At 61.7% G+C, this 15,080-nt stretch carries 15 protein-coding genes; 12 read left to right on the top strand and 3 right to left on the bottom strand.

The window, feature by feature from the left end:
- Nucleotides 1–88 precede the first annotated feature (88 nt).
- Both ACFOTD_RS27080 and ACFOTD_RS27075 read left to right on the top strand, forming a co-directional pair.
- On the top strand, nucleotides 89–1,165 hold the full coding sequence (locus ACFOTD_RS27080; protein ID WP_378123068.1) for an ABC transporter substrate-binding protein: 1,077 nt from the start codon (nucleotides 89–91) through the stop codon (nucleotides 1,163–1,165).
- Nucleotides 1,166–1,310: 145 nt separating this feature from the next.
- The gene (locus tag ACFOTD_RS27075) at nucleotides 1,311–1,745 is read left to right on the top strand and encodes an RbsD/FucU family protein (protein ID WP_378123067.1); all 435 of its coding nucleotides are present in this window, start codon (nucleotides 1,311–1,313) and stop codon (nucleotides 1,743–1,745) included.
- 252 nt (nucleotides 1,746–1,997) lie between these two features.
- Here the strand turns inward: ACFOTD_RS27075 and ACFOTD_RS27070 are convergent, their stop codons facing one another.
- Nucleotides 1,998–3,164, bottom strand: coding sequence for an ROK family protein (locus tag ACFOTD_RS27070; RefSeq protein WP_378123066.1), 1,167 nt, complete (start codon nucleotides 3,162–3,164; stop codon nucleotides 1,998–2,000).
- 123 nt (nucleotides 3,165–3,287) lie between these two features.
- Here ACFOTD_RS27070 and xylA point away from each other — a divergent pair, with 123 nt between their 5' ends.
- The 5 genes from xylA to ACFOTD_RS27045 all read left to right on the top strand — a co-directional run bounded on the left by xylA (nucleotide 3,288) and on the right by ACFOTD_RS27045 (nucleotide 8,991).
- Nucleotides 3,288–4,670 carry a xylose isomerase gene (xylA, locus tag ACFOTD_RS27065; RefSeq protein WP_378123065.1) on the top strand — a complete coding sequence of 461 codons (1,383 nt, stop codon included), beginning with the start codon at nucleotides 3,288–3,290 and terminating at the stop codon, nucleotides 4,668–4,670.
- Nucleotides 4,671–4,704: 34 nt separating this feature from the next.
- Nucleotides 4,705–6,201, top strand: a complete 1,497-nt coding sequence (gene xylB, locus ACFOTD_RS27060) for a xylulokinase (RefSeq protein WP_378123064.1) — start codon at nucleotides 4,705–4,707, stop codon at nucleotides 6,199–6,201.
- 227 nt (nucleotides 6,202–6,428) lie between these two features.
- Nucleotides 6,429–7,202, top strand: a complete 774-nt coding sequence (locus tag ACFOTD_RS27055; RefSeq protein ID WP_378123063.1) for an ABC transporter ATP-binding protein — start codon at nucleotides 6,429–6,431, stop codon at nucleotides 7,200–7,202.
- Nucleotides 7,199–8,530 carry an ABC transporter permease gene (locus ACFOTD_RS27050; RefSeq protein ID WP_378123062.1) on the top strand — a complete coding sequence of 444 codons (1,332 nt, stop codon included), beginning with the start codon at nucleotides 7,199–7,201 and terminating at the stop codon, nucleotides 8,528–8,530. The genes ACFOTD_RS27055 and ACFOTD_RS27050 overlap by 4 nt, the downstream gene beginning before the upstream one ends.
- Before the next feature lie 62 nt (nucleotides 8,531–8,592).
- Nucleotides 8,593–8,991, top strand: coding sequence for a hypothetical protein (locus ACFOTD_RS27045; protein WP_378123061.1), 399 nt, complete (start codon nucleotides 8,593–8,595; stop codon nucleotides 8,989–8,991).
- A gap of 262 nt (nucleotides 8,992–9,253) precedes the next feature.
- On the opposite strand, the gene ACFOTD_RS27040 is transcribed toward ACFOTD_RS27045, so the two are convergent.
- Nucleotides 9,254–10,552 carry a BaiN/RdsA family NAD(P)/FAD-dependent oxidoreductase gene (locus ACFOTD_RS27040; RefSeq protein WP_378123087.1) on the bottom strand — a complete coding sequence of 433 codons (1,299 nt, stop codon included), beginning with the start codon at nucleotides 10,550–10,552 and terminating at the stop codon, nucleotides 9,254–9,256.
- Nucleotides 10,553–10,715: 163 nt separating this feature from the next.
- Between ACFOTD_RS27040 and ACFOTD_RS27035 the strand changes: the two genes are divergently transcribed.
- The 5 genes from ACFOTD_RS27035 (at nucleotide 10,716) to acpS (ending at nucleotide 14,485) form a co-directional block, all read left to right on the top strand.
- Complete coding sequence (locus tag ACFOTD_RS27035) at nucleotides 10,716–12,383, top strand: ATP-binding protein (RefSeq protein ID WP_378123060.1); 1,668 nt, start codon at nucleotides 10,716–10,718, stop codon at nucleotides 12,381–12,383.
- A gap of 63 nt (nucleotides 12,384–12,446) precedes the next feature.
- A complete protein-coding gene (locus ACFOTD_RS27030) occupies nucleotides 12,447–12,575 on the top strand; it encodes a hypothetical protein (protein WP_282911031.1) in 129 nt (42 codons plus the stop codon).
- Between the two features lie 131 nt (nucleotides 12,576–12,706).
- On the top strand, nucleotides 12,707–13,141 hold the full coding sequence (locus tag ACFOTD_RS27025; protein WP_378123059.1) for a BrxA/BrxB family bacilliredoxin: 435 nt from the start codon (nucleotides 12,707–12,709) through the stop codon (nucleotides 13,139–13,141).
- Nucleotides 13,142–13,272: 131 nt separating this feature from the next.
- Nucleotides 13,273–14,082 carry an ammonia-dependent NAD(+) synthetase gene (gene nadE, locus ACFOTD_RS27020; RefSeq protein WP_378123058.1) on the top strand — a complete coding sequence of 270 codons (810 nt, stop codon included), beginning with the start codon at nucleotides 13,273–13,275 and terminating at the stop codon, nucleotides 14,080–14,082.
- Nucleotides 14,083–14,089: 7 nt separating this feature from the next.
- Complete coding sequence (gene acpS, locus ACFOTD_RS27015) at nucleotides 14,090–14,485, top strand: holo-ACP synthase (protein ID WP_378123057.1); 396 nt, start codon at nucleotides 14,090–14,092, stop codon at nucleotides 14,483–14,485.
- A gap of 202 nt (nucleotides 14,486–14,687) precedes the next feature.
- Here the strand turns inward: acpS and ACFOTD_RS27010 are convergent, their stop codons facing one another.
- Complete coding sequence (locus tag ACFOTD_RS27010) at nucleotides 14,688–15,053, bottom strand: c-type cytochrome (protein ID WP_378123056.1); 366 nt, start codon at nucleotides 15,051–15,053, stop codon at nucleotides 14,688–14,690.
- Between the last annotated feature and the right edge of the window lie 27 nt (nucleotides 15,054–15,080).

The following is a 15,080-nucleotide window of genomic DNA, read 5'->3' as shown; positions in this document are numbered from 1 at the left end:
TCTCTATTTGCAGCAGGCGGGCGAGGTGTTAAAGTCTAGATGATAATGAGAATCGTTATCTACTAGATGAACAGAGGGGATATTTAAAATGATTAATCGCTTCAAATTGTGGCCGGCTCTGGCCGGTTTGATGATGCTGCTCCTGCTGCTGTCCGCTTGCGGCAGCGGAAATAACGCAGCCTCAGGCAGCCCGAGCGCGGGCACGACCGCGACCGCCAGCGCTTCGGCAGGCGGAGCCGAGGCCAGCGTCAGCGCGAGTCCGGCTTCATCGGCCAGCGCTTCGGAGCCCGCTGCTGCGTTTCCCCGCACGGTGACGAGCGTCGGCGGCGACGTGACGATCGCCGAGCGGCCCAAGAAGGTAGCGGTGCTCCACTGGGGCTATACCGATTCGCTGCTGCTGTTCGACCTCGATTCCGCGGCGTTCGCGCTTCCTTTCACGGAGAAGCAATCCCTGCTCGGCACGGACGCTTACAAAGCTTACGCGGACAAAATCGCCGATATCCAGGTCGTTGGCGAGAACACCGAGGTTAATCTCGAAAAGCTGGCCGCATACGGCCCGGATCTGATCATCGCGGGCAACAAAACGAACGAGAAGGTGCTGCCGCAGCTGTCCCAGGTCGCGACGACGGTCGTCATCGACGAAACGCAGACCGACGTGTGGTCGAACTGGCCGGCGCTCGTCACCGAGTTCGGCAAAATTCTCGGGCAGGAGCAGGTCGCCGCCGACTTCATCGCAGGTTATCAGTCCGAGCTCGCGGCAGCCAAGGAGAAGCTCGCGGGACTCCAAGGCACGGTCGCGTTCCTGCAAGTACGGGACAAGACGGTCTACCTGCAAGGCAGCGATTACTTGAAGGATTACTATGACGGACTGGGTCTGAAGGCGCCTGAAGGCGATCTCGGACAGAAAGGCGCAGAGCTTAGCCTGGAGGGCCTTAGCGCGCTCGATCCCGATTATCTGGTTCTCGGCTACTTTAACTATCACGATTCCACGATGGCCGCATTCACCGATACTTGGAAGGACAGCACGATCTGGAAAAACCTGAAGGCCGTTAAAAACGGTCACGTGTACGGCGTAGACGGCCAGATGGTCCTCGGCTACGGGCCGATCGATCGCAGGACCGGCGTACAGGCGATCTCGGACGCGCTGACGGGCGCAGGCCAATAAAGACAAGGCGGACCGCTTCGGTTATACTGGCAGAAGACGGCAGAAACGGGAGCTCCGGCCCGCGCGCCGGGGCAGATGTCCGGATCGGGCGGCCCGCGCGTTCTGACCGTGCGCATGCGCAGAAGCCGGCGGGAGGGCGATTGGATTGTTGAAGGGGATTCCGGCGATATTGTCGCCAGAGCTGCTTAAGATTTTGATGGAAATGGGGCACGGCGACGAGCTCGTGCTGGGCGACGGGAATTTCCCCGCGGCCAGCCACGCGCAGCGTCTCGTGCGCTGCGACGGCCACGGCGTCCCGGAGCTGCTCGACGCGGTGCTCAAGCTGATGCCGCTCGATCAGTACACGGCACGGCCGGCCGCCCTCATGCAGATCGTGCCCGGCGATACGGCCGAGACGCCGATCTGGGGCCGGTACGGCGAGATCATCCGCGAGCGGGCGGGTCTGACGGAGCCGTTCGAGGAAGTCGAGCGGTTCGCGTTTTACGAGCGGGCGAAGCAAGCTTACGCGATCGTGGCGACGGGCGAGGGCGCGCTGTACGCCAACATCATTCTCAAAAAAGGCGTCATTGCGGCCGAGTAACGCCGCTAGAACCCAAAAGTCGGATACGTTCTCTTTGCGCCCTTGGCGCGTGGAGGACGTATCCGGCTTTTTTGGCCGTTTTTGGTGGATGAAAAAAGTGTGCCATAGCTCTGAAGAGAAACACAGGCAATTTGCGGCGGCAAAGGAGCGAATCAATGTTTCTGCGTAGGAACAAAATCGGTCTGCGGTGTCGCTGAAGCGCCCAGGTGTTTCTGCGTAGGAACAAATTTCGGTCTTGGGTATTTAGCTGAATTAAGCCGACCGCAGCCGCTTGAAGAAAGCGGCAATCGCGGTCTCGGCCGCGCCCATGACGGCGGAGCGGTCGCCGAGCTCGGCGAAGAGCAGCCGGATGCCGCGCAGATGGAAGTTCAGCGCGCGGGCTTCGGTCGTACGGCTCATCGCTTCCTCGAGCCAGGGCCGCGCGCGGCTCATCGTGTTGCCGATGACGACGGCTTCGGGATTAAAGACGTTAACGATGTTGGCGATGCCGACGCCGAGCGACTCGCCGATGCCGGCGAACAGCGCGCGCGCTTGTTCGTCCCCGTCCTCGGCAAGCGCGAGCAGGCTGTCCAGCGTGCCTTCGCCGACGCCTGCTTCCGCCGCGCGGTCGAGCAGCGCCTGCTCCGAGGCGTACAGCTCCCAGCAGCCGCGATTGCCGCAGCGGCATGGCGGCCCGCTGGCCTCGATGGACAGATGCCCGAGTTCCCCCGAAAAGCCAGCCGCCCCCTTATAAAGCTCCTTTTGCAAAATAAGCCCGGTCCCGATGCCGATCCCCACGCTCACATAGATCATGCTGCCGATGCCGCGCCCGCTGCCGAACTTGCGCTCGCCGATGGCGCCGACGTTGGCTTCGTTGTCGATGAGGACGGGGATGCCGAACGCGCGGTTCAGCGCTTCCTGCAGCGGCACGTCCCGCCAGCCTAGGTTGGGCGCATACAGCACGGCGCCGCTGCGGTCTACGAGCCCCGGCACGCCGACGCCGATGCCGACGACGCCGAACGCGCTCTCCGGGGCCTCGTCTACGAGCGATTGGATAAAGGGCCGCAGAATGCCGAATACTTCATCCGGTGACGTCTTGGCGAGCCGCGCCGTACGTTCGATAACGACGCCGCCCCGCAGATCCGTGAGCACGCCGCGCACATAGTTGACGCCGAGATCGACGCCGACGGCATAGCCCGACTCCGCCACGAACTCCAGCAGAACCGGCTTGCGCCCGCCGCTGGACTGCCCCGTCCCGATCTCGCGGACCAGGCCGCTGTCGATCAGATCCTGGACGAGGCTGGACACGGTCGCCTTGTTAAGGCCCGTGAGCGCGGAAATATCCGCGCGCGACAGCGGGGCGCCCTGCAGCACGGACTCGAGCACGATGGCGGTATTCATTCTTTTGATGAGCGCTTGATCTCCGGTCGGGGTCTTCATGCGATTGCGGCTCCTTCATGCGGGGCGTGTGGAACTCGATTCGTTCTTTCGTCCCATTAATCGTTAACGTCATCATAGCATAAAACTTAGTTTATCCAATAGACAAACTAAGTTTCGGGTGCTATGCTTAACTCAGCTTGTAACCGAATTCAACACTTAACATCCTTAAGGAGGCATTCCGTAATTATGAGCCTGTTTTCGAATGTGCCGCAGATCAAGTACGAAGGCCGCAAATCCGACAATCCGTTCGCATTTAAACACTATAACGCCAGCGAGGTCGTCCTCGGAAAAACGATGGAGGAGCACCTGCGCTTCGCCGTCGCTTACTGGCACACCTTTAACGCAAACGGCTCAGACCCGTTTGGCGCCGGCACGGCAGTCCGCAGCTGGGATTCGCTCTCCCCGCTCGATCGGGCCAAGGTTCGCGTCGAAGCGAACTTTGAGCTGCTCGAGAAGCTGGGCGTACCGTTCTACGCGTTCCACGACGCCGACATCGCCCCTGAAGGCGCTACGCTCGCCGAGACGAACAAGAACATCGACATTATCGTCGCGAAGCTGAAGGAATTCCAACAGTCTACCGGCAAAAAGCTGCTCTGGAACACGGCCAACCTGTTCACGAACCCGCGCTACGTATTCGGCGCCGCGACGAGCAACAATGCGGAAGTATTCGCGTACTCCGCGGCGACGATCAAGAAGATGCTCGAGGTCGGCAAAGAGCTGAACGGCGAAAACTACGTCTTCTGGGGCGGCCGCGAGGGCTACGAGTCGCTGCTGAACACGGACATGGGCCTCGAGCTGGACAACCTGGCGCGCATGCTGCACATGGCCGTCGACTACGCCAAGGAAATCGGCTTCGGCGCGCAATTCCTGATCGAGCCCAAGCCGAAGGAGCCGACCAAGCACCAGTACGACTTCGACTCCGCGACGACGCTCAGCTTCCTGCGCAAGTACGGCCTGAAGGACCACTTCAAGCTGAACATCGAAGCGAACCATGCCACGCTGGCCGGCCACACGTTCGAGCACGAGCTCCGCGTCGCCCGTCTGGACGGCGCGCTCGGCTCGATCGACGCCAACCAAGGCGACTACCTGCTCGGCTGGGACACGGATGAATTCCCGACCGATCTGTACTCGACGACGCTGGCCATGTTCGAAATTCTCAAGAACGAAGGCGGCATCGGCAAGGGCGGCGTCAACTTCGACGCCAAGGTCCGCCGGACTTCCTTCGAGGACGACGATCTGTTCTACGCGCACATCGCGGGCATGGATTCGTTCGCGCACGGCCTGAAGGCCGCTGCCAAGCTGATCGAGAACAAGACGCTGGACGGCATCGTCGACGGCCGCTACGCCAGCTACGGCGAAGGCGTCGGCGCCGAGATCGTCGCGGGCAAGCATACGCTCGCATCGCTCGAAGCCTACGTGCTCAGCGGGCAGAAGCCTATCGTAAACCGTTCCGGCCGCCTGGAGCAGATTCGTCAAGCCGTGAACGAGGTTATTTTCAGCGTATAACGCTGTATAAGCAGATCGAAGGAGACGGGCCAACATGAATTATGTCATCGGCATCGATCTCGGCACGAGCGCCGTCAAGGCGCTCCTCGTCGGGCAGGACGGAGCGGTGGCGGCCGAAGCCTCCCGCGAATATCCGCTGTACCACGAGCGCTCGGGCTGGAGCGAGCAGGACCCGGAGGATTGGGTCCGCGCGACGATCGAAGTACTGAAGGAGCTTGGGGAAAAGACGGCGGCCGCGGGCGGCAGCATCGACGGCATCAGCTTCTCGGGCCAGATGCACGGCCTCGTGCTGCTGGACGGGAACCGCCGGCCGCTGCGCAGGGCGATCCTCTGGAACGATACGCGCACGACGGCGCAGTGCCGCGAGATCGAGCGCACGCTCGGTCAGTCGCTGCTTGGCCTCACCCGCAACCCGGCGCTCGAGGGCTTCACGCTCCCCAAGCTGCTGTGGGTGCGCGAGCATGAGCCGGAGCTGTACGACAAGGCAGAATCGTTTCTGCTGCCCAAGGATTATGTACGCTACCGCTTGACCGGCGCCGTGCATATGGATCTGTCCGACGCGGCGGGCACGCTGATGCTGGACGTCGCGGGCCGCGTATGGAGCCAGGAAGTGCTGACGGCGTTCGGCATTCCGGCCTCGTTCTGTCCGCCGCTCGTCGAGTCTGTCGCCGAGACGGGCACGCTCGACGAAGCGTCTGCGCGCGAGACGGGCCTGCCGGCCTCGACGCGCGTGTTCGCCGGCGGCGCGGACAATGCCTGCGGCGCGATCGGCGCGGGCATCCTGAAGCCCGGCCTGACGCTTTGCAGCATCGGCACGTCGGGCGTCGTGCTTACGCACGAGCCGGACACGTCAGCCGATTATGCGGGCAAGGTCCATTTCTTCAACCACGGCAAGCCTGGCGCGTTCTACGCGATGGGCGTGACGCTTGCGGCGGGTTATTCCTTAAGCTGGTTCCGCAATACGTTCGCGGCCGGCGAGCCTTACGAGCGGCTGCTCGCGGGCATCGGCGACATCGCGCCGGGAGCCGGCGGGCTGCTGTACACGCCGTACCTGGTCGGCGAACGGACGCCGCACGCAGATGCGGTCATCCGCGCCAGCTTCGTCGGCGTGGACGGCTCGCACACGAGGACGCATTTTGCGCGCGCGGTGCTCGAGGGCATTACGTTCTCGCTGAACGAGTCGGTCGACGTCTTCCGCCAAGCCGGCAAGTCGGTGACGAAGGTCGTCTCCATCGGAGGCGGCGCGAAAAATCCGGACTGGCTGCAAATGCAGGCGGACGTGTTCGATGCCGAGGTCGTTCGGCTTGAGAGCGAGCAGGGACCGGGTCTCGGGGCGGCGATGCTGGCGGCTACCGGCGCCGGCTGGTACGGCAGTCTGGAGGCATGCGCGGACGTCTTCGTCAAGCACGCGGCGACGTATGTGCCGGACGAAGCGCGGGCGCAACGTTACGGCGAGCTATTCGGCATCTATCGGGACGTGTACGCCGCTACGAAGCCGCTGAACGAAGCGCTGCAGCCTTTCCGAATCTGAGGCTGCGATGATAAGATAGACGGGAGGAGCTTGTCTTTGCGGACGGGTGCCTCCCTATAGTGTTAGAGCCCCTCGTATTTTCCGGCCGGTAACCGGATGAGGGGCTCTTTGGCTTGTCTTTGCGCGGTCGAATCCGGCGAGCCGGGAGGGGCGGCGAGGCGCAACTTACTGCCGGGAACCATCGTAGTTATTGGAAAGACGAGGATACGAGGCAAAGGTGGGATCCGATGAACGGGGAAGACTGGCTGATGCGCGCCGCGATCAGAGCGGCGGGGTACGAGCAAGGCAGAGCCGTGCTTCGCGACGTGGAGATCGGGGTGAAGCGCGGCGAGCGCGTCGGTCTGCTCGGGCCGAACGGCGCCGGCAAAAGCACGGTAATGAAGGGCTTGCTCGGACAGCTGCCGTATTGGGTGGCGGACGTCGAATGGCGAGGCGCTTCAGGCGAAAAAAAAGCGTCGTCGGGCGGCGCCATGAACAGCAGGCTCGCATACATTCCGGAGCAGCCGATCCTCTACGAACGCTTCACGCTGTGGGAGCATCTGCAGCTGGCCGCCGCGGTATGCGGCATTTCGGAGGAACGGCTCGCCGAGCGGGCGGAGGGGCTGCTGGCTAGATTTCGCCTGGAGCATGTGAAGAACGATTACCCGATCAAGTTTTCAAAGGGCATGCAGCAAAAGACGATGCTCGTCGCCGCCTTCTTGCTGGAGCCGAGCGTGTATCTGGTGGACGAGCCGTTCATCGGGCTCGATCCCGCGGCCGTCATGGAACTGCTGGAAGCGCTCGACGAGGAGCGGGCCAGGGGGGCGGGAGTGCTGCTCACGACGCACGTCCTGGACTCGGCCGAGCGGCTGTGCGACCGGTTCGTGCTCGTGCACGAAGGCAGCGCGGCGGCGTCGGGAACGGTCGCCGACATCCGGACGGCGGCAGGCTTGCCCGACGGTACGCCGTTGTTCGATTGCTTCCATCGGCTGACGAGCGCCGCTTCTGCGGAGGGACCATGAAACCGGACGGAGGCAGCGTCGGACGGCTGCGCGGGAAGAGCGGCCCTGCGAGACTGGCAGCGAGCCGCTGCGGCGCCTTTTGGCTCAAATCGATTCGCGCCTGGCGTCTGACTCTCGACTGGACCGTGCTGCTCTATCTCGTTTTGCCCGCGTTGTGGGTCGCCGGGGGGATGTACATGGACTTGCTGCGGCATCCGCCTGAATGGATTGGCCGCTTGCCCGTGCAGACACCGGTCGTCGTGCTAGGGATCCTGATGGTTCGGGCAAGGCTGAGAACCTTCGCCGAGTATGGGGACGGGCTGTTTCTGCGCTCGAGCGGCAGGTGGGTGAGAGGCATGACGATGGCAGGCCTCGTCTATACGTTGGCCGCCCGCCTGGCCCTATCGGCAGCGGGGGCGGGAGTGATGCTGCCGCTGCTGTCGCGCGCTTCAGCCTGGAGCTTGGGGGCCGGCGCCGCGCTCGCGTTGTCCGCAGGCCTGATGGGCTTTGTCTGGGCAGTCGTCCGCGACTCGGCCGAGCGCAGATGGCATGGCCTGCGCCGCGTGTTGGCTGTCTACGGCTTGCGTGCCGCGTTCTTCGCTGCGTGGATTTTTGCTGCAGCATGGGGGATGCGCGGGGCCGAGCCGGTTGTCGTTGCAGCGTCGATCGCCGTGCTGGCGATGACTTGCGCCGGGCTCGGCTGGCGCCGCGCAGGCCTCTCAGGCGCGTTCGCGCACGAACTCGAGGCGGAGCAGCAGGCCTATGCGGACAACGTCGGCTGGGTGCTGATGGACACGGAGCAGGCGAAGAGACCGCCGGCCGGACGCAGGCCCTGGGTGCTGCGCAAGCCTCGGCGGCTGCTGAAGCGGCGAGACGAGGCGGCTCGGATCGCCGAGCTATGGCTGCGCAGCACGCTGCGGGATGCGGGGCTTATGCGCACCCTGATTCAATTCACTTTCCTGGGCATTATGGCGATCTGGCTGTCTCCGTTCTGGCTGGCGGGGGTCGCCTGGATTGGCATGAGCGCATTACTGATCTGGTGGCTGAACGGCGTATGGGGCAAGTGGGAAATGGAGCGTTATATGGCGTTGTACGATTGGCGCGAGGAGGTTCGGAGCGCAGCGCGGGAAATCGGAAGATCGCTCCTGCTTCGTCCGGTCGCGCTGGCGTGGTGCGCGGTTTTTGGCCTGCATGCCGGATGGATGTACGGAGGGCTATGGTGGCTGGCGGTCTTACTCCTGCCTGCAATTGGCTTTCCGCTGCTAAGCCGCATAAATCGCGCGGCATCGGCCATGTTCTATTCCCGGCGGGCGGGCAGGCAGCGGCCGGAGGTCGAGAAGACTACATGAACGCGGCTGCGGGCGGATATGCTACAGACATTCTAACGCTAACGAGAAGAGGCGATTTCTGAATGGCTTACAGAGCACTGATGTTTCAGTTTCCGGACGAAGGCAGCGCGCACAAGGCGTGCGGAACGCTGGACGAGCTGGGATACGAGCCGCAGCCGCACGGCTTCGGCAGGCTCCACATTCACGTGGACGGAGATAACCTCGCGAGCGCGCTGGAGATCGCCCAGAGCCACGGCGGCGAGCTGTTGTCAGAAGCGCCGGCCGACGACGCCGAACTTACGGCCAACGCATACGCATTGGACGAGCTGCAGATCCCCGCGCACACCGTGAACGAGGATTGGGATCAGGCATACTTCGGCGTTGCGCCGGATGAGGCGCTGGCGACGAGCGATCCCGAAGTTGCGCGGAACGGCGAAAACGCGGCCGATGATGGCAGCTACAATCATTTCGAGGCCTATTAGGCCGAGCGAGAAAAACTTTCGCTATGCCCCGCAGACCCGCCTTGCCGACGAATCAAAACGGAAAAAAGTTCCGCTATCGCGCCGCAAATCTGCCGCGCAAACATCAATAACGGAAAAAACATCCGCTATTGTGCCGCAGGTCTGCCTACCGAGTGCCTGAGCGGAAAAAAGTTTCGCTATCGTGCCGCGATCCGCTTCGCATGCGCCCAGGCCCGCCCCGCCAAGCGCCGGGCACCGCCAAGCCTATTGCGCCCCGCCAAGCCTACTGCGCGCCGCCCGCCTCCTCCGCATGCATGGCGGCATTCAAGCCGGCCACGTAGCCGGTGGAGAACGCCGCCGTTATATTGTAGCCGCCGGTGTAACCGTGGATATCCAGTACTTCGCCGGCGAAGAACAGGCCTTGCATGAGCTTCGACTGCATCGTTTTCGGATCGATCTCCTTCAGGCTGACCCCGCCGCCGGTGACGAACGCTTCCTCGATGGATAGCGTGCCGTCGACCTCGACGGGGAAGGCCTTCAGAAGGACCGACAGGTTCTGCCAGGCTTGCTTCGGAATGTTATCGTGCGTCGTATCGCCGTCCAACCCCGCCCGCTCCAGCAATAGCGGCAGCAGGCGCTCGGCAGCGACGCTTTTTAAGATGTTTTTGACGGCTTTCTTGGGCTCCGCCTTCGTTAAGCCGTACGTATCGTCGTAAACTTCCGCGGCGCTCTTGTCCGGGAACATATCCAGCGTGAGCCGGACCGGACCGCCCCCGGTCTTTTTTCGCTGCTTCACGACGAATTGACTGCAGCGCAGCGCGATCGGCCCCGACAGTCCGAAATGCGTGAAGATCATGTCCCCGCGATGCGATACGAGCGATTTTCCCTTGTCGCTCCATACCGTCAGCACCACGTCGCGCAGCGACAAGCCCTGCAGCTCGCGGCTGCGGATGAACGGCTCCGAGGAAGTCAGCGGCACCTCGGTCGGGAACAGCTCGGAGATCGTGTGCCCGGCTTGCTCGGCCCACGCGTATCCGTCGCCGGTCGATCCCGTATGGGGAACCGACTTGCCGCCGACCGCCACGATGACGGAGGGCGCGGCGAATACGCGTCCATCGGCAAGCCTGACGCCGGCGACGCTGCCGTTGTCGTAAAGCACCTCGGCAACCGGGGCGTGCGTCTCGATCCGTACGCTTTGCTCCCTGACCTTGCGCACGAGCGCGTCCACGACCGTCTTGGCCTTGTCGGATACGGGAAACATCCGCCCGTTGTCCTCCTCCTTCAGCCGGATGCCCATCCCTTCGAAAAAGGCGGCGATATCCCGGTTGCCGAATACCGACAGCGCCGAATACAGGAATCTCCCGTTCCCCGGAATATGCCGGATGAGCTCGTCCGTTTCCTTGGCGTTCGTGACGTTGCAGCGGCCTCCGCCGGAGATGCCCAGCTTGCGCCCGAGCTTGTCTCCCTTGTCGACCAGCAGGACGCTCGCGCCCGATCGGCTGGCGGCGATCCCGGCCATCAAGCCCGCCGATCCCCCGCCTATAATAATGATGTTATATTTCTCTTTAGTTTGGTTACATATTGTATACTCCACGTGCTCGTTCCTCTCCGTTTTACCGCCGCAGGGTTAATTCGTGATATATATAGTCTAAACTATATTCCTATTATTGTAAGCGGAATGTTTATATGTTTTAATCAGAATGAATTGTTTAAGTATAAAGGACGATCGTGCGGGGGGATCCTCTTTGGTTAACAGCCTGCTTCTTCAGGTTCTTATCGCCCTGTTGCCAGTTGGCACCTTTCAGGTCTGGTTTTCGCGCCAGCGCCAACTGCGCCATTCCCGCCTGTTCATCGGCGTCGTCAGCGGGCTTTGCATGCTGCTGGGACATTTCTATATGATTCAAAATGGCCCGGTAATCCTTGACTTAGGTTTTGTCTCGGTCATCACCGCTTCGCTGTACGGCGGATTCCCGTTCGCGGTCGTGCTTAGCGCGGCGTACATGCTGCTTCATGTCCACGGGGAGGATTTGGCGGACGTCGTCGGCTTTCTCGCCTTTTTTATCGTCTATCTCTTGATTCTCTACAAAGTCTCTCCCTCTTTTCGTCTCAAAAACCGGTATGCGAAAATGCGAACCGTCGCTTTATTGTGGGCCGTCGCCTCGCTATCGTTTTTAGTTCCCGCAGTTGTTTCTTACATAGACGGCACTGCAGCCCGCGATTCGGAATTTCTTATGGCCTGCGCCGCGTATTTGATCGCGTTTATTCTCATTACGCATCTTTCGGTCTATTTTATCGAGATCGCTTACGAACGGGTCAGCCTGCAGTCGCAGCTGCTCGATCTGACCCGTCAATACAAATCGGAATCGATCCGCATGCGCCGATTTCTCGATATGGTGCCCCTCGCGGTCATTTTTATCGATGCCAAAGGCATGATCACGCACGTAAACGAGATTGCGCTGGAGATGGGCAAGCATGTTGCCGACAACGTCGTGGGCATGCATTATACGGAGCTGGCCCGACTTATGGGACTAGATGCAACCGCCTCCATTATTCAGCTGATCCTGAACAAGGGAGAGCGCGTGTCCTCGGAAATGTTCAAGATCCAGGGGCGGACGATGCTTGCGACGGCCAGCTCCGTTAACGAAACGGGCGCGAGAGGCATATCCGAAGGCGTCGTCTATATCGCGCAGGACGTCACGGATACGCAGCGGCTGAAGGACGAGCTGGACAAAATGGAGCGGCTGAGCCTCGTCGGGCAAATGGCGGCCAGCATCACGCACGAGATCCGCAATCCGATGGCGGTCATCCGGGGCTTCGTCCAGCTGCTCAACGAGCGGAGTCCCTCGGAGCAGCGCTCCTATTTTCGCATCGTCATGGAAGAACTGGACCGGGCCAACGCGATCATCAACGACTTCTTGTCGCTGGCTCAGAACCGCATCGTGGAAAAGGAGACGAGCAGTCTTCAATCGGTGCTGAAGGATATGCTGCCGCTCATCTGGGCCGACGCCAATCTGCGCGGGCAATCCGTCGAGCTCGAGCTCTGCGAGGAGCAGGACGTGCTGGAGCTCAACGGAAAGGAGATCAAGCAGCTTATCCTGAACCTGGCGCGCAACGGCCTCGAAGCGATGGACGAAAAAGGCGTGCTTCGGATCGAGACGCGCGATCTTGAGGACCGGGTCCAGCTGTACGTATCGGATACGGGCAACGGCATACCGCCGGAAAAGGTCGAGCGGCTGTTCGAGCCGTTCTATACGACGAAAGAGCAGGGGACGGGACTTGGGCTCGCCCTTTGCCTGAGCATCGCCGAGCGGCACGACGGCCGCATCGAGGTGCAATCGAGCGTAGGCGAAGGAACGACCTTTATCGTTACTTTTTGCAAAAGCGGTTACGCCTGCTGGGTCGCCGCAGAATAAGCGGACCGTCTCCGGCTTACACTAATTCCGATAACTACAGAGGATGCTGGAGGAGGGATTGCAATGGCTAAGCAGCCCAAGCAAAAAGGACGCGCCGACGCGCCGGCTTCATCAAAGGGCAAAGAGGACGCGTCTCCGCTGTCCGCGGGATACGACAAGAAGCTCGACGGTCCCAACCGTCCTTCGACTTAAGCGCATGAATCGAGGCGGGTCCGGCGCTTGCCGGGCTCGTGCCGCTTTTGACGGTTCGCGCATGGCCGCGCTATAATAAGGTAAGCGGCACGCCCGCCGAATAGCGATTCTATCGAAAGCGAGGGATAGACATGTCGATGTCATTCGAACGATATATGCTGGACATGGTCCAACCGATGCGCGACGACCTGACCCGGATCGGCATCACGGAGCTGAGAACGCCGGAGGAAGTCGAGCAGGCGCTGCCGGACAGCAAAGGCACGACGCTCGTCGTCATCAATTCCGTATGCGGCTGCGCGGCCGGCCAGGCGCGCCCGGGCGTAGCGGAGGCGCTTCTCCACGATGCGCTGCCCGACCACCTGTACACCGTTTTCGCGGGACAGGACAAGGAAGCGACCGCGAAGGCCAGAGAGTACTTCGCGCCGTATCCGCCGTCTTCGCCCTCCATTGCCCTGCTCAAGGACGGGGAGCTCGTGCACTTCATCGAACGCCATCAGATCGAGAACCGCAGCGCTGACGATATCGCCGCCGATCTGACCGACGCTTTCGACCGTTTCTGCCGCTGACAGGAGCGCCGCCGCGGATGACTTTGCGCATCCGCGGTTTTTTTCGTATGACGACGACGCGGGCCGTATTGTTTCATGCGAGCCATGGACGTCTTACATAACTAGGGAACCTATAGATTGGAGGCGTTGGTATGAGTTTGCAACAGGATATTATCTCGCTCCTCGGCGTTAAGCCGTCGGTCGCTCCGGATGCGGAGATCGCGAAGCGAGTCGGATTTCTGAAGGAGTATGTGAAAAAAGCGGGCGCGTCCGGTTTGCTGATCGCGATCAGCGGCGGCGTGGACAGCGCGGTGGCGGCCGGATTGTGCAAGCGCGCGACGGACGAGCTGACTGCCGAGACGGGCAAAGAATACATGACGCTCGGCGTGTTCCAGCCGTACGGTCAGCAGGAAGATATCGCCCACAGCTACGCCGTTGCCGAGGCGTTCGATCTCAAGTACAAAGCCGAGACGAACATCGAGGAAGCGGTGGACGAGATCTCGCTCGAGACCGAGCATGCGTTCAAGTCGCTGGGCATGTCCCGCCACATCAGCCGCGGCGGCAAGGGCAACGTCAAGGCGCGCACGCGCATGGTCGTGCAATACGCGCTGGCGTTCGACCTTAATCTGCTGGTCGTCGGCACGGACCATGCGTCCGAAGCGCTGACAGGCTTTTACACCAAGTGGGGCGACGGCGCGGTCGATATCACGCCGCTCAGCTCGCTTAACAAGCGTCAGGTACGCGAGGTCGCGCGCGCGCTCGGCGTGCCGGCGGATATTGTCGAGAAGGCGCCGACGGCCGGCCTGTGGGCGGGCCAGACCGACGAGGCCGAGCTGGGCGTGAGCTACGACGACAACAGCGACTATCTCGAAGGCAAGGAGATCCCGGACGCGGCGCGGGAGATTCTGGAGAAGCATTACCTGCGCACGCAGCACAAGCGTCAAGCGATCCCGGGCATCTAAGGCGGCAATGATCGAGGGGATCGGGATCGACGTCGTCGAGATGGAACGGATGGCCAAGCTGCTCGCGGGAGACACCGGCGGCAGATTCGCCGCTCGCGTGCTGACGCCAAGCGAGATGGAGCGGTATGCGCAGATGCAGCCGCGGCGTGCGGTCGAGTTCGCTGCCGGCCGGTTCGCGGCCAAGGAAGCGGTCGTCAAGGCGATCGGCTGCGGCATCGGCAGCTCTGTCGGCTTCCGCGACATCGAGGTGCTGCCGGATGAGCGGGGCCGGCCGTCTTGCCGATTGTCTCCTGAGGCGTGGTCGAGACTTGGAATGACTGAAGACTCGTATCGCGTGCACGTGGCGATCACGCACGAACGGCGGCTCGCGGCAGCGACGGCTACGCTGGAACGAATTGAATAAGGCAAACTGAGCCCGGTCCCTGTTGGCCGGGCTCAGTTTATTGTGCGTTTTGTTCGCCAGGCCGGCGGTAAGCGGATGCGGCGTCAGCAAGTCCAAGACAGCCTGAGAGAATTTTCTATAAATTATGATATGTAAGTAAAATAAACAAATAAATACCAGGACGGTTAAGCGTGGCGGTTGTATGATGTGAGGGAGAAGCGAATCAATGCAAACCGGCCAGCCAGGAGGCAAGCTTGTCGATCTCCTGCGCGGTCAGGCGCTCTTTCATAGCGGGCATCAACTGTCCGCCGCTCGCGATCTGGGCCGCGATCCGGGTCTCGGTCAGACGGGAGCCGACGGACCGGAGATTCGTATCGGGCCCCATAACGCCCTCAAGGCCGCCTCCATGGCAGGAGATGCAATTGCTGCGGTATAACGCGATCGTATCCGCCGGGCCGGCGGGCAACGTAGGTTTGGCGTTGTCCTCATTTTTGTCTTTGCCGCAAGCCGCTGTCAGCAGTAGAGCTCCGATCACGGCAGAAGCCGCTGCGGTCCGCAATCCGCGGCGCGCGAAGGCATATTTTTTCAAATTTACCCGACTCCCAATGTTAAGTAT

It is taken from the genome of Cohnella sp. GCM10012308 (assembly GCF_042649185.1).
In the GTDB taxonomy this organism is placed as follows: Bacteria; Bacillota; Bacilli; order Paenibacillales; family Paenibacillaceae; genus Cohnella.
This window is presented reverse-complemented; position numbering and strand designations above follow the sequence as displayed.

Coding starts and splice junctions, on each gene's coding strand:
- nadE (WP_378123058.1), top strand. CDS start 13,273: ATGAGTTTGCAACAGGATATTATCTCGCTCCTCGGCGTTAAGCCGTCG.
- ACFOTD_RS27030 (WP_282911031.1), top strand. CDS start 12,447: ATGGCTAAGCAGCCCAAGCAAAAAGGACGCGCCGACGCGCCGGCTTCA.
- ACFOTD_RS27080 (WP_378123068.1), top strand. CDS start 89: ATGATTAATCGCTTCAAATTGTGGCCGGCTCTGGCCGGTTTGATGATG.
- ACFOTD_RS27070 (WP_378123066.1), bottom strand. CDS start 3,164: ATGAAGACCCCGACCGGAGATCAAGCGCTCATCAAAAGAATGAATACC.
- ACFOTD_RS27050 (WP_378123062.1), top strand. CDS start 7,199: ATGAAACCGGACGGAGGCAGCGTCGGACGGCTGCGCGGGAAGAGCGGC.
- ACFOTD_RS27025 (WP_378123059.1), top strand. CDS start 12,707: ATGTCGATGTCATTCGAACGATATATGCTGGACATGGTCCAACCGATG.
- xylA (WP_378123065.1), top strand. CDS start 3,288: ATGCTTAACTCAGCTTGTAACCGAATTCAACACTTAACATCCTTAAGG.
- acpS (WP_378123057.1), top strand. CDS start 14,090: ATGATCGAGGGGATCGGGATCGACGTCGTCGAGATGGAACGGATGGCC.
- xylB (WP_378123064.1), top strand. CDS start 4,705: ATGAATTATGTCATCGGCATCGATCTCGGCACGAGCGCCGTCAAGGCG.
- ACFOTD_RS27055 (WP_378123063.1), top strand. CDS start 6,429: ATGAACGGGGAAGACTGGCTGATGCGCGCCGCGATCAGAGCGGCGGGG.
- ACFOTD_RS27045 (WP_378123061.1), top strand. CDS start 8,593: ATGGCTTACAGAGCACTGATGTTTCAGTTTCCGGACGAAGGCAGCGCG.